This window comes from Natrinema gelatinilyticum, assembly GCF_024266705.1.
GTDB classification, from domain to species: Archaea; Halobacteriota; Halobacteria; order Halobacteriales; family Natrialbaceae; genus Natrinema; species Natrinema gelatinilyticum.
Window position 1 is genome coordinate 2,325,002 of the sequence record NZ_CP100756.1, and the last position, 13,179, is coordinate 2,338,180.

At 64.0% G+C, this 13,179-nt stretch carries 15 protein-coding genes; 8 read left to right on the forward strand and 7 right to left on the reverse strand.

The genetic code is table 11. The features are described 5' to 3' along the window. The first annotated feature begins 76 nt into the window (after positions 1 to 76). Both NJU76_RS11330 and NJU76_RS11335 read left to right on the forward strand, forming a co-directional pair. Positions 77 to 514, forward strand: coding sequence for a GNAT family N-acetyltransferase (locus tag NJU76_RS11330; protein WP_254528566.1), 438 nt, complete (start codon positions 77 to 79; stop codon positions 512 to 514). A gap of 174 nt (positions 515 to 688) precedes the next feature. After that, positions 689 to 847, forward strand: coding sequence for a hypothetical protein (locus NJU76_RS11335; protein WP_254528568.1), 159 nt, complete (start codon positions 689 to 691; stop codon positions 845 to 847). Positions 848 to 934: 87 nt separating this feature from the next. Here NJU76_RS11335 and NJU76_RS11340 read toward each other — a convergent pair whose 3' ends face one another. Further along, a complete protein-coding gene (locus NJU76_RS11340) occupies positions 935 to 1,276 on the reverse strand; it encodes a cupin domain-containing protein (protein ID WP_254528570.1) in 342 nt (113 codons plus the stop codon). 252 nt (positions 1,277 to 1,528) lie between these two features. Between NJU76_RS11340 and NJU76_RS11345 the strand changes: the two genes are divergently transcribed. Next, the gene (locus NJU76_RS11345; protein WP_254528572.1) at positions 1,529 to 1,861 is read left to right on the forward strand and encodes a DMT family transporter; all 333 of its coding nucleotides are present in this window, start codon (positions 1,529 to 1,531) and stop codon (positions 1,859 to 1,861) included. A 110-nt stretch (positions 1,862 to 1,971) separates the two neighbouring features. After that, the gene (locus NJU76_RS11350; protein WP_254528574.1) at positions 1,972 to 2,496 is read left to right on the forward strand and encodes a DUF5817 domain-containing protein; all 525 of its coding nucleotides are present in this window, start codon (positions 1,972 to 1,974) and stop codon (positions 2,494 to 2,496) included. A 38-nt stretch (positions 2,497 to 2,534) separates the two neighbouring features. On the opposite strand, the gene hmgA is transcribed toward NJU76_RS11350, so the two are convergent. From hmgA to gfo6, 3 genes are all read right to left on the reverse strand, one after another. Next, on the reverse strand, positions 2,535 to 3,761 hold the full coding sequence (gene hmgA / locus NJU76_RS11355; protein WP_254528576.1) for a hydroxymethylglutaryl-CoA reductase (NADPH): 1,227 nt from the start codon (positions 3,759 to 3,761) through the stop codon (positions 2,535 to 2,537). Positions 3,762 to 3,813: 52 nt separating this feature from the next. Continuing rightward, on the reverse strand, positions 3,814 to 4,212 hold the full coding sequence (locus NJU76_RS11360; protein ID WP_254528578.1) for a hypothetical protein: 399 nt from the start codon (positions 4,210 to 4,212) through the stop codon (positions 3,814 to 3,816). 275 nt (positions 4,213 to 4,487) lie between these two features. Next, positions 4,488 to 5,558, reverse strand: coding sequence for a D-xylose 1-dehydrogenase Gfo6 (gene gfo6, locus NJU76_RS11365; protein ID WP_254528580.1), 1,071 nt, complete (start codon positions 5,556 to 5,558; stop codon positions 4,488 to 4,490). A gap of 205 nt (positions 5,559 to 5,763) precedes the next feature. On the opposite strand from gfo6, the gene nadA reads away from it, so the two are divergent. Both nadA and NJU76_RS11375 read left to right on the forward strand, forming a co-directional pair. Next, positions 5,764 to 6,897 (forward strand): quinolinate synthase NadA, encoded by a 1,134-nt coding sequence (nadA, locus tag NJU76_RS11370; protein WP_254528582.1) that lies wholly within the window; start codon positions 5,764 to 5,766, stop codon positions 6,895 to 6,897. Between the two features lie 25 nt (positions 6,898 to 6,922). Next, positions 6,923 to 8,473 (forward strand): L-aspartate oxidase, encoded by a 1,551-nt coding sequence (locus tag NJU76_RS11375; protein ID WP_254528584.1) that lies wholly within the window; start codon positions 6,923 to 6,925, stop codon positions 8,471 to 8,473. An 80-nt stretch (positions 8,474 to 8,553) separates the two neighbouring features. Here NJU76_RS11375 and NJU76_RS11380 read toward each other — a convergent pair whose 3' ends face one another. Next, entirely contained in the window at positions 8,554 to 9,717 is a 1,164-nt protein-coding gene (locus tag NJU76_RS11380) for a mechanosensitive ion channel family protein (RefSeq protein ID WP_254528586.1), read from the reverse strand. Between the two features lie 299 nt (positions 9,718 to 10,016). Between NJU76_RS11380 and nadC the strand changes: the two genes are divergently transcribed. Next, positions 10,017 to 10,832 carry a carboxylating nicotinate-nucleotide diphosphorylase gene (nadC, locus tag NJU76_RS11385; protein ID WP_254528588.1) on the forward strand — a complete coding sequence of 272 codons (816 nt, stop codon included), beginning with the start codon at positions 10,017 to 10,019 and terminating at the stop codon, positions 10,830 to 10,832. A gap of 16 nt (positions 10,833 to 10,848) precedes the next feature. Here the strand turns inward: nadC and NJU76_RS11390 are convergent, their stop codons facing one another. Next, positions 10,849 to 11,412, reverse strand: a complete 564-nt coding sequence (locus tag NJU76_RS11390) for a DUF7529 family protein (protein ID WP_254528591.1) — start codon at positions 11,410 to 11,412, stop codon at positions 10,849 to 10,851. A gap of 64 nt (positions 11,413 to 11,476) precedes the next feature. Further along, positions 11,477 to 12,178: a lipoyl protein ligase domain-containing protein gene (locus NJU76_RS11395; RefSeq protein ID WP_254528593.1), complete on the reverse strand. Its 702-nt coding sequence runs from the start codon at positions 12,176 to 12,178 to the stop codon at positions 11,477 to 11,479. Between the two features lie 58 nt (positions 12,179 to 12,236). Here NJU76_RS11395 and NJU76_RS11400 point away from each other — a divergent pair, with 58 nt between their 5' ends. Further along, a complete protein-coding gene (locus NJU76_RS11400; protein WP_254528595.1) occupies positions 12,237 to 13,118 on the forward strand; it encodes a DUF8155 domain-containing protein in 882 nt (293 codons plus the stop codon). Positions 13,119 to 13,179: the final 61 nt, after the last annotated feature.

The following is a 13,179-nucleotide window of genomic DNA, read 5'->3' on the forward strand; positions in this document are numbered from 1 at the left end:
GCTGTGTCGGTTCGCCAGTTGTCCCGCGGTACCGAAAGGACAAGATTCTCGCTCCCGGCACGTGTATGCACCACCGATGGACGATCTCGAGGTTCGCATTGCCGAGTCCGAACGGGACCGCGAAGCCGCCTTCGCGGTCCGTCACGAGGTATTCGTCGACGAACAGGGCGTCGACGAGGAACTGGAGTGCGACGAGCACGACGAGACGGCCGTTCACGTCGTCGCGTACGACGATGACGATCCGATCGGTGCTGCACGGCTCCGCGAGTACGAGGACGGTGTCGGCAAAATCGAACGCGTCGCGGTCCGCGAGTCGCGACGCGAGATGGGCATCGGCCGCGCGTTGATGGCAGCGCTCGAGCAGCAGGCCGAGACGATGGGCTTTGCGACGGTGACGCTCCACTCACAGACCCGGGTCGCGGAATTCTACCGTGGACTCGACTACGAGCGACGCGGTGAGGAGTTCGTGGAGGCCGAGATTCCTCACGTCGAGATGCGAAAGTCGCTCGAGTGAGCGGGCGGGAGACCGTATCGGACGGCTGGAGCGCCAGATAGCGGACGCCGCTCTGTCGCGGCGCTCACACGTCGCACGTTCCGATCGCTGGGTCTCGAGGCCCGAGCATCGCGCGGCCGGTGTCTTTCGAGCGTCTGACTGACTTTCAAGGGCCAATCTGTGGGCTTCGATACTATGGAACAGGAACTGCAGGGCCCCGGGAACGCGGTCGAATCCACGGCCAATACGCTCCTAACGGTGAGTCGAATGCTGCTCCCGCTGGCGATTACGGTCACCATCACCGGTGGTGGACTACTCGTTTTCTTCACGTTGGTCACGGCCGTCGTGTTGTAGCGGTTTCATACGGACTACTGTACGTCATTGCCGGTGCAACCGCGACCGTCCTGCGGATGCACCGGTACATCGGTACAGCAGACCGTATCAGTCGTCGCGCCAGTTCGGATTCTCCCGTGGCGGGCTGAAAATATCGATACCACGGACAGTAACGTCGCCGCGGTTCTCCGCGGCATGGGCCTGATCGCCCGGTATTCCGTAGGAGTCCCTGGGTCCGCAGACGAACTCCTCTCCGTCGACGATGAAGGTCAATTCGCCGTCGACGATGTATCCCGTTTGCTCGTGGGGGTGGCTGTGTTCGTCGACGACTGCGCCGGGTTCGATTTCGAAGTGCTGAACGTTCATCGATTCGGTCCCAGCCATTAGCGCCAGGTGGACGCCCGCTGCGGCCTCCGTGGACTCGAGGTCGGTCAGGGAAACGTGCTCCATACATGGCTCGTATCGACGCCATAGCACATAATTTCGCGGATTCAGCGGCTCCGCCGTCTCCCATGATTCCCGTGATGTCTACGGATCCGGCCGTGCCCACGGACTAGCTGCTCCGCTGGTTCCAACTGTGCCCGCGGAACTCGCTGCCTTACCGGAGCAGGCCGGCCCGCCGATTGCGACGACGTCGTCTCGTCGGTCGATTTCGGCCCGAGTTCCGGAATACATATAAAACCGATGTCAGTATCGGAGCGTATGAACCCGTACGCGGCACTCGTCGGAGCGATCGTGTCGGAACTGTTCGGAACGACGGCGCTCAAACTATCCGAGGGATTCTCACGGCCGTTCGCGAGTCTCGGCGTGGTGGTCGGCTACGGCGCCGCGTTCTATCTGCTCTCTCTGACCCTCGAGGAGTTACCGGTCGGCGTCGTGTACGCGACGTGGGCCGCACTCGGTATCGTCGGCATGGCGTCGATTGGCGTCGTCGTGTTCGACGAACGACTCGATGCAGCGGCCGTCGCGGGCGTCGGGCTCATCCTCGCCGGCGTGTACTGCCTCACCATCGTCTCCGACGTCTCGGCGCACTGAACGGCCGGTCGTCGTTCCGGACGACCGGCTATCGTCCCGAGCGACGGACCCCGGACTACTTCCGCCTCGCTTGCCGAAGCTTGAACTACGCGGACGGCCCACCTTGAGCCATGTACGCTGTCGTCGGCTGTAGCGGGTGTTCGAACCTCTGGATCATCGAGGGGCGCTCGGAGACGACCCAGTGCCCTCGCTGTGGTTCGCGCAAGGCCTACGAGAAGCGCAAGAAGTTCGTCGAAACCGAAGACGCCGCCCACGCTCGCGACGTCCGGGCTTCGATGCTCGCGAATCGCCAAGGTGAGGGCGACGCCTTCGCGAGACTCGATTCCTTCGCGGATCTCGAGGCTGACGTCGCTGACGGCGTCGTCGACGAGACGGAGTATCTCGAGGAATCGGGTCTCGACGTCGAGGAGGTGGAGGCAGCGGGGGAACGCGATCCGCGATGCCCAGTCCACGATGGGAGCAAAAAGGAAATCGTCGAGGGATCGATCGAGGCCCTCGACCGGCCGACGGAGGACGAAGTCGTCGCGTACGCCGGAGAACGCGGTGTGTCAGCCGAGTACGTCAGAAATGCGCTCGAGAAACTCGTGCGACGCGGGGTCGTCAGTGAGAGCCGTGGCCGGTATCGATTACTGTGATTCGCGGACGCGGGGGGTGGTGCTGTCGACCGCGACTGTCAGCGACCGAGGTCCTCGTGTGCGCTCGCGAGGTGTCTCGAGGAGAGCGCGCCGAGTAACGAGAGTTCGCCGGCGAGCGCACCGACGGCGATGATTTCGGCGAGTGCGTCGGCGTTCGATCCTGGCGGGTCACCGCCGCCCCGAAGACCGAGGATATCGAGCGCCTCGGCCTGCGTCGGCAGTTTGGTCCCGCCGCCGACGGTGCCGACCTCGAGCGAGGCGAGCGAGACGCTGGCGTAGAGATCCGATGTGCCGTCGGCGCGTTTGCGCGCGTCCATCGTAGTGATGGTGTTGGCAGCCTCGACGACCTGCGCCTCGTCCTGGCCGGTCGCGAGGAAGGCGGAGCCAACGACGTTGGCCGCGTGGGCGTTGAACCCGAGACTGCCCGCTTTGGCGCTGCCGATCAGGTTCTTGCGCATGTTAGCCTCCGCAATGGCCTCGGCGGTCGTGTGAAGTCGCTCCTCGACGAGGTCGCCGGGAACCAGGACGTCCGCGGTCACGGAGCGGCCCCGGCCCTCGACGGCGTTGACGGCGGCCGGTTTCTTGTCCGAGCAGAGATTCCCCGACAGCGCTACGAGCGATGCGGGGGTTTCGGCCTCGATGAGTTCACAGGCTTTTCCGGTGGCGATTGTGGCCATGTTCATGCCCATCGCGTCCTTGGTGTCGTAGGCGAAGCGCAAGAAGACCGAATCGCCGACAACGTACGGCTCGATATCGAGCAGTTCACCGTGATTCGTCGTCGATTCGGCAGCCTCCCGCAGCGCCTCGACGTTGTCCGCGACCCACTCGACGGTCTCGGCGGCCTCGACGACGCCGTCGACGCGAAACACGGGTGCGCGAGTCATCCCGTTCTTGGTGACGCGCGCCTCGGCTCCGCCCGCGGCGCGGATCACGCCGAGTCCACGATTGACCGACGCCAGCAGCGCACCCTCGGTCGTCGCGAGCGGCAAGTAGTGTTCGCCGTCGGCCGCGCCACCGTCCACAGGAACGGGGCCCACGACGCCCATCGGAACCTGCGCAGCGCCGATCATGTTCTCGATATTCGGGTCGGCCCGCTCCGCGGCGAACGCATAGTCGCCGATCGCCTCGAGTTCGGCTCCCGATTCGCGTTCGACGAGTACTCGGCGCGCTTCGGCCGCCGTATCGTGATCTGCGTGGTCCTCGAGTTCGTGCAGTCTGAGGTCGCCGTCGCGCACCCGCTCGGCTATGTCCTCGGGGTCTGTCATGGATGGGTCGAGACGGTGGGGCGTCCTAACAGTTGCTGATTCCCACGCTCCGTTACCGATCGCTCAGGTCGAGCGACCAGTCGGTACTCGAGGATCGATATCCGCCGAGCGTCTCGTAACAGAGCAGCCCGAGTATCGAGCCGACGCCGATGGCACCGATCAGCAGGGACTGCAGTCCGGCTGCGCTGTCGGCGAACGCGACGGCGAACGCGGCCGTCGCGATCGCTGCGAAGCGGAGTCTACTTTGCGACGTGGGCCCGGCACCGCCTTCGATCGACGCGAGATAGAGCTGCGGCAGTGCCACGGCGACGCCGGCAAAGAGGAACAGCGACGGAAGCGGTTGGTCGCGAAGCGCGACCCCGAGCTGAAGCTCGAGGACGAGTGAGCTGGCCCGGATCAGGACGAACACCAGAAACGAGCCAAAGACGATGCGGCCCTCGCGGTCGAGCATATAGACCGGCCAACGGGCAGGCAGGTCAAGTTTGCGCTCCGTTGCAATATCTCGAGTTCGAATCGGGACGCGGTCGTGCCGGCTTCTGTGCATGGGGGTCACTGTTCGGTCGACTTCTCGGCCCGGCTCCGGGTCACGAGTCATCCGTCGGGTCGCATTCGCGACGTGGCGAGCGGGTCGACGAGGTAGTACGACTGACGATACCGAGATGGCCGTGAATGACGGTCTCGGGAACGCCGTGACTCTGCTCGAGAGCGCGCAGTTCGAACGGCCGCTCATTCGAGGTCGACCCGATAGCCGGTTTCGGCCGATTCGTAGGCGGCCTCGACTGTGCGGAGATCCATGACCCCGTCTTCACCGTCTGGTTCGGGATCGGTTCCCGTTAGCACGCAATAGCCGAAGTAGTCGAACTCTTCGCGAACTTCGTCGATTCTGGGACCGGTGTACTCCATTCGCATGTCGCCGCTCTCGATGGTCATCTCCTGGGGAACGACGCCTCCGAACGGCGACTCGATGTCGATCATTCCCTCCGTGCCGACGAATTCGAGTGCGCTACTCGCGTGAGCGTCGAAACTCGCCGTACAGGAGGCGGTCACGTCGGTTTCGTAGTCGAGCTGGAACGCGACGTGCTCGTCGACGTTCGCGAACGGGCTGTCCTCCGAGCGAGTGGTGGCGTACACCCCCGTTGGCTCGCTGTCGAGGACGAACCGAATCGTGTTGAGCGGATAGATTCCGAGGTCGACGAGCGCGCCACCGCCGGCGATATCGGGATCGAGTCGCCACGTGTCGGGCCCGGAATCCGTCAGAAGTGGATGCGAAAAACCGCCGTGAACCTGCACGACGTCGCCAATCACGTCCTCGCGGACGAGTTCTCGAGTGCGCCGAACTGTCGGTTCCGTTTGCAACCGATAGGCGGTCATCAACGTCACGCCGGCGTCCGCACACGCGTCGACGACGGTCCGCGCACGATCGACGGTTATCTCGAGCGGTTTCTCACAGAGGACGTGCTTTCCGTATTCCGCCGCAGTCGTGGCGTATCGGCCGTGAAAGGCGTTCGGTGCTGCGATATAGATCGCGTCGTAGGCATCGACGTGATCGCCCGCCAGAAAGCCGTCGTAACTGACAACGTGGTTCGCACCGTACTTCTCGACGACGTCGGATACTCGTCCTGGGGATCGGGCGACCAGCACCGACGTCTCGCAGTAGGTGCTGTCGGCGATCGCGGGGAGCGCACGCTGTCGTGCGAAGGACCCGACCCCGATGACGGCGAGTCGAATCCTCCCCCGGGCCGGTTCGCGCTGCCAGTCTCGCCGCGTGAAGTGTGAGAATGCGTCTTCGAGTCCCATGCAATTGGTACGGACGCTATAAAAAAGGATTTCAGCGAACGGAACCGTGACTCTCGTCGTCGAATATCTCTCACGTCTGGTGATACAACGCCGATCAGATTTCGGTCAACGCATCAATTAGTGGTATTCCCACAGACTGCCTTTTCGAAGGAAAAAGTTATTCAATGACCTCCACTGATATGCGATCAACCACAGGTGACGTGAAATGGTCAAAATGGAAACGGCGGAGCTAGAAACCGATTTGAGTCTGTTCAAATACGACACCCTCGAGCAACTGCCGTCCCGATACCGGAATCTCGAGGCGGACGAACGGACCGAACGCATCGAGGCGGCACTCGCCGAACTCGGCGACGACGTCGTCATCCTGGGTCACAACTACCAGCGTCGGGAGATCGTCGAACACGCCGACTTCATCGGCGACTCGTACCAGCTCTCGAAGGAAGCGGCAAACACGGACGCCGAGTACGTCATCTTCGGCGGCGTGACGTTCATGGCCGAGAGCGCGGACATTATCACGGACGACGACCAGTCCGTGATTCTTCCGAGCATGGAAGCGTCGTGTCCGATGGCGGGAATGGCCGAGGCGCTCCAGGTCGACAGCGCGTGGGCTGAAATCACCGATGCGGCCCCCGACGCGGACATCGTCCCGATCACCTACATGAACTCCTACGCGGACCTGAAGGCGTTCTGTGCGAGCAAGGGGGGGCTCGTCTGTACCTCCTCGAACGCGCACAAAGCATTCGAATACGCCTTCGAGAGGGGTGACAAGGTGTTGTTCCTCCCCGACAAGCACCTCGGAGAGAACACTGCGTACCGGCTCGGGATGGAAGACGAAATCGCTGAGTGGGACCCATGGGACCCTGAGAGCAAAGACATCGACGACGTCGCGGACAGCGACATCATCCTTTGGGACGGTTACTGCCAGGTTCACGAGCGGTTCCGGGTAGATCACATCGACCGGATTCGCGAAGCGAACCCGGATGCGAATGTCATCGTCCACCCGGAGTGTCGCCGCGAAGTCGTGGAGGCGGCGGACGTGGCCGGATCGACGGCGACGATCTGCGAGACGATCGAAAACGCAGCCCCCGGCGATACCTGGGCCATCGGTACCGAAATCCACCTCACGAACCACCTCCAGCGCTGGCACCCGGAGGTCGACGTCTTACCGCTCTGTGGCGACGCCTGCATGGACTGCAACGCCATGCGCCAGATCGACCCCAACTACCTCACCTGGGTTCTCGAGGAACTCGCCGAGGGCCGTGAACACAACGTGATCGAGGTCGCACCCGAGGAGAAGGAACTCGCGGGCGTCGCGCTCGATCGAATGCTCGAGATCTGATCACAATCAACTGAGAAAATGACACATGACTGAAACAGACACCGCCACGGCGACCACGACCGACGTCCTCGTCGTCGGCAGCGGCATCGCGGGCTGTGCAGCCGCGCTCGCGGCCGCCAGGAAGGGCGCGGACGTCCTCCTGGTGACGAAAGCGACGAAACCCGACGATGCGAGCACCGACTGGGCACAGGGCGGCATTTCGACGACCCGCGGGAACCCCCCGTCGCTCAAAGAAGACATCATCGAAGCCAGCGACGGAACCGCCGATCCGGACGCCGTCGACGTTCTGGTCGAACACGCCGACGACGTCGTCGAAGACGTTCTCATCGACACCCTCGGGGTTGGATTCGATCAGAGCGACGACGGCACGCTCGACTACACGCGGGAAGCCGCCCACTCCGAGTACCGCATTCTCCACGTCGACGCCGCGACCGGCACGCACATCTTGCGGCCGTTCCTGAACCACGTCGACGATCACGAGCGCATCGACGTCCGCCAGGATACCGCCGCGCTCGAGTTGATCACCGCCGAGGGGCGCGTCCACGGCATCGTCAGTGACGAAGAACCGACCGGCAAGCCGATCTACGCTGGCGCGACGATCCTCGCAACGGGCGGCATCGGTGCGCTCTACGGGCGCTCGACCAATCCCGACGATGCGACCGGCGACGGAATCGCCATGGCCGCCCTCGCAGGTGCCGACGTCGATGATCTCGAGTACATCCAGTTCCATCCGACGGCGTACGCGGGAAGCGAGGCGCTAAGTGCCTCGAAGCGAAGCGGCGAAGCCGCGGAGCAAGACGATACGTTCCTCCTCTCCGAAGCCCTCCGCGGTGAGGGGGCGGTCCTCCGCAACGCCGACGGCGAGCGGTTCATGGAGGACGTCCATCCGCAGGCCGACCTCGCGCCGCGGGACGTGGTCGCTCGCGGGGTCGAGACCGAACGCAATGCGACCGGCGAGGTCGTCCTCGACGTGAGTCCGCTCGAGTTCGAGGCCGACTTTCCCGCCCTCGCCGAGACGTGTCGGGACCGGGGTATCGACGGCGACGAGATTCCCGTCGCGCCGTGCGAACACTTCCTCTGTGGCGGGATCGACGTCGACGACCGCGGACGAACGAGCCTCGATCGACTCTACGCTGTCGGCGAGTGCGCCCGTACCGGCGTCCACGGTGCGAACCGACTGGCGAGCACGAGTCTGCTCGAGGGACTCGTCTGGGGCCTCCGAGCGGGCGGGGACGCGACCGGCTTCGAACCCGAGGTCGTCGAGTCTCCCGACCTCCTGAATCGGGATCCGGAACTGCCTGAGCGCTTCGTCACGGAGAAGTTCACCCGCCTAAAGCGGACGATGGACGACTATCTGGGTCTCGAGCGCGATCCCGACGACATCGAACGCGCGAGCGCCGTCCTCAGGCGGCTCAAAGGCGAGGTCGACGCCTATACCCGTACGCGAACTGCTCGAGATCTGTACGAACTCCGGCACGCCAGCGTCACCGCGGTGTTGATAGCGCGCGCGGCGAGTGAGAACACCGAGTCGGTGGGTTGTCACTACGTCGCCGACGACGAAGCGCCCCTCGCGTAAGACCACTCGATCGTGCCGCCTGTGTCCCGACCGTCGCGGGTGCGTTGCTCCGGTTTCCGCTCTCTCCCGTCCGCCGCTCGTCACGTCCGCGGATCCGGCAGAGATTCGTCCGAATCGCCCAGTACCGGCTGCGTCGAGTCCGTCCGTTCGGCCGTCGGTTCCGCCCACTCGGTGATCACGTCCTCGTCCGAGACGTGGATCTCGCGCTGGGGGAACGGAATGTCGATATCTGCCTCGGTCAGCGTCTTGTACATCGTTCTGTTGAGTTTGTGCGTCGCCTTGGCCGCGCGCGTCGGCGAGGCCACCCAGCACAGCAGTTCGTACTGGAGCGCCGAGTTACCGAACGACCGAAACCGCATCCGCGGCTTCGGCGAGTCGAGGACGAGCGATTCCTCCGCTGCGATTTCGAGAACGAGTTCCTCGAACGCGTCGATGTCCGTCCCGTAGGCGACGCCGATCGGCACTTTGAGTCGCTTCCGGCGCTTCGGGGCCGACTGGTTGATTACCTTCGCGGCGTTTAGAACCGAGTTCGGAACCGTCACCAGGACTTCGTCACGCATCATAAGAGTCGTCGATCGGATGCCGACCGAGACGACGGTGCCCGCCTCCCCGGAATCCAGTTCGATAAAGTCGCCCAGTTTGTAGGTGTCGTCGAAGTAGAGCGCGATACCCCCGAAGAAGTTTGCCACGGTATCTTTCGCGGCGAACCCAACGGCGATGCCCGCGACGCCGGCGGCGCCGAGCAGCGGCGAGATGCTGTACTCCCACACCGACAGCAAGACGGCGATTGTGCCGGCGGAGACGATCAGGGTCCAGACGTTCGAGAAGACGGGTGCGAAGTCGAATCGCGAACCTTTGTCCTTGACCTCCTCGACGAACCGGTTGACGATCCGATTCGAGGCGAACGCCCAGGCGACGATGATGACGGACAGCGAGGGCTTTCCGAAGAACGTATCTAGCTGGTCCTTCGTCACGAGAACGGTTTCGGTGACAGAGAGCACTTCCGTGAGCAGAAAGACACCCGCCAGCGCGGCCGTCACGACGATCGGCAACCTGAGTTCCTCGATGAGAATGTGATCGTACTGGGTCTTCGTCCGACTGGTGTATCGAAGCAGCGCCCTGAGAACGACGACCTCGAGGGCGACCGCCATGCTGAGGGAGATGCCGATGAGCAAAACCGTCGCCTGCCAGCCCGGAATACCGTCGAAGAGCTGCGTGAGTAGATCGATGAGAGCCGCGTTCATACAGGGAACAGGAAGATGGACGAGGTAATAGTTTCTGAAGAATGACTGTCAAATTTACGCGACAGTCCCCGAAGCCAACAGTTGGCCCGTGGTCGGCGTGAACAGGCGCTTTATCGGCGGTACAGGAGAATACTTCGGGGCGTGACTCCGAAGATGAATCCGAGAGGCAGAGTCAATACAAACCACTAAGCAGACACATTCCTAACCAGTAGACAGCGATGGAACGTAGTAGCTGGCCAGACGATCAAGTCTCGAAACCCTCCCTGTCCCAGGAGGCGGGGGTTCCCGCCTGAAGAAAGATGATAACCGATACACAAATCGAACGCTGGTTGCGCGAGGATATCGGCCACCACGACGTCAGTAACGAGGTCCCGGGGGAGACAGTCGGTCGACTCGTTGCCAAGGAATCGGGTGTCGTCGCCGGTTTAGAGGCCGCGGCGGCAGTCTTCGACTATCTCGACGTGTCCGTGACCGATCGGATCGAGGACGGTACCGACGTCGACGCCGGTGACGAACTGCTCCGGGTCATCGGTCCAGCACGGTCGGTCTTTCGCGGCGAGCGGATCGCCGTCAACCTCGCGGGCCACGCCTCAGGGATCGCGACGCGGACGCACGAAGCCGTCGAGAACGCGCGGACCGAATCGGACGACGTGGCGATCGCAGCGACGCGAAAGACCACGCCAGGTCTGCGAGGGCTGGAGAAACGTGCCGTCGTCGCGGGCGGCGGCGACACCCATCGGCTCGACCTCTCCCACATGGCGATGGTCAAGGACAACCACATCGCGGAAATGGGTCTCGAGAACGCGATTGCACACTTCCGGGAGCAGACGTCGTTCGTTACAAAGATCGACGTCGAAGTCGAAGACGTCGCGGACGCCCCCCGGGCGGCCGAGGCGGGTGCGGACATCGTCCTGCTCGACAACATGACGCCCGAGGAGACGCGGGCGGCCGTCGGGGAACTCGCCGAGTACGAGAGCGTCCTGGCCGAAGCAAGCGGCGGTATCACGATCGAGGACATTCCGGCGTACGCCGCGACAGGCGTCGACGTGATATCGATGGGGGCGCTCACTCACTCGGCACCGTCACTCGATCTGTCGTTTCGCACCGGCCAGTGAACCGACGCGCGCTGGGTCACTCCGCGGCCCAATTTTGTACGTCGGACTCCTCTACGAACAGCGACGGGTCGTCGTGGGAGAAGCTGACCCAGCCGTCGTCCGGATCCGACAGGACGTGAATCAGCAGTTCCTCGTCGACGAGCGCCGTTTCGAAGACGGATCGCGTCTCGGTGATGTCGTAGGAAAGCGGGACGAAGATCGCGGTTTCCTCGTCCTCGTCGCGCTCGACCGCTAGCGCAACCCGCCGATCGCTTCCGCCATCGGTGAGCGGGCGGTAGTAGACGTCCGCCGCCGAAATCGTGACCCCGCCTGCTTCGATTCTGTCCGAGACGAGGTCGTACTCGTCGTCGGAGACCGTGACGTCGAGCCCGACTCGCTCGTCAATCTCGACGGGCGAGACCCTGGTGGGCTCGAGAACGACGACGTCCCAGCCGTCATCGCGATACTCCTCGGCGATGTCTCGTGCGTCTTCGAGGAGGTCGCCCCAGAGTGGCGCCGTCGAATTCGAACTGTCTGCGTCCGCGTCCGCGTCGTCATCGGCTGCCGAGTCGTCCGTCGTTTCGGGCCGATCCGGTGTCATCGTCCACCCTCCGGTCCTGATCGTGACGTCATACTCGAGTAGGCCACCGCGGAGCGGAAAAACGTTACCCGACGTCGGTTACCGTTTTCTGTGACTCGCCAACCAGCGCGTCCTCGAGTGCTGACCGGACGATTTCGGGGTCCGACGGGCCGCGGGCGTCTTCGACGGTTCCCACGGTCGACGGATCGAACGACACCTCGAGCGCGCCGTAGACGCCATCGAGAACGTCCGCGAGATCCCCGCGGTTGGCCACGGCGACGACACCGGCGACGAGTGCTGCGTCCTGTCGAACGCGTTGAGCGATACCGACGAGTTTTCGCTGGCGGCCGACAGTAGCTCCGTCTGCGACCGATAGCGAATGTGTTCCGGGACAGAACGAGTCCGTCGGCTCGCCACGGACCAGTTCCACGTCCAGCGATCGAAGCGCTCGCTCGACGTCGACCGTGGCCCGTTCGTATCGGGTGGCAGTTTCGGTTCGGAAATCGGCAGTCGGTTCGGCGCGAGCGAACGCCAGCGTCGTCTCCCCGTCGTACGCGACCGCCCGGCCGCCGACGTCGCGCTCGATCGGCGGAAATCCGCGCTCGCGCGCGGCCTCGCGGGCACGATCGTAACCATCACGACCGGCGTCCCGGCGGCCGAACGCGACCTGGCGGTGGGGGATCCAGACGCGGACGGCGTGGTCGCCGGTCGCGGCAACCGACAGGAGCTGCTGACTCATGTCGCGATCGGTCGCGATCGATGCCGCTCGGCCGCGAAACACACGCATAGTGGAACGTTGATCCCGATGCACCTAAACGCTCCCGCCGCCCAGATTACGGCACTCGATGGCCGTTACGCTTCCCGAAGCCATGCTAGAGCAGTACGAACGCTTCTCGCTGTACAATTCGCCGTATCCGGCACACGACGGCGGCTGTGCGGTCGACCTGTATCCCGGAACGCTGGTCGACGGACGGACGACCGCCGCGCCGAGTCCGGTCGCCGGTACCGTCACCGAGATCCGCTCCGTCCGCGCGCCGCCGAAACCCTACGCACCCGAACACGACCACTTGATTCTGATCGATTGCGAGGGCCCCGCCCCGCTCGATGGAATGACCGTCCGCATCCTCCACGTCGAGCCGACCGTCGAAGTCGGCGATGGGATCGACTGCGGCGACTCGCTGGGCCGACTCGTCCGGGCGGGCTTTTTTGCGCCGTGGGTCGACAATCACCTCCACGTTGGCTTCCGCGCCCCCGAACAAAACCCGTACCGAGCGTCGGGCTCGCTTCCGATCGAACTCGAGGTCTCGCCTCGGCCGCTCGCGTGGGACGGCAGCGGGCGGGTCGTCTCGAGCGGCGATACTTACGTGGTGCTGGACGCGCCTGCCCATCCCGACCCCGGGACGGGATTCGTTGGCGTGCGTGCCGACGGTGGTGGCGTTCTTGACGGCGGAATGCCACACTACGAGGGTGGCGGTGTGTTCAGACGGGGCAGATCACTCGAAGACGGCTCCGAGTCGGTCTCACTGAACGGCGACCGACTCGGCGTCGCCGACGGCCGGACGGTCGCGTGGGACGGCGTGACCGTCACGGCGAACGACGACCCGATCACCGGACTGTCGCTGTTCTGCGCTCGAGACGGAGATTTCGGCGCGAAGCTGATCTGTCCAGATCGCGCGTTCGACGTCGGCGAGCGGGTGCAGGTGCGGGTTCGGTCGGACGAGTCGTAGTCGAGCAGAAACGGGAGGCGTTTATACTCCAGCGATGACACCGACGCACTCGACCGGCGGA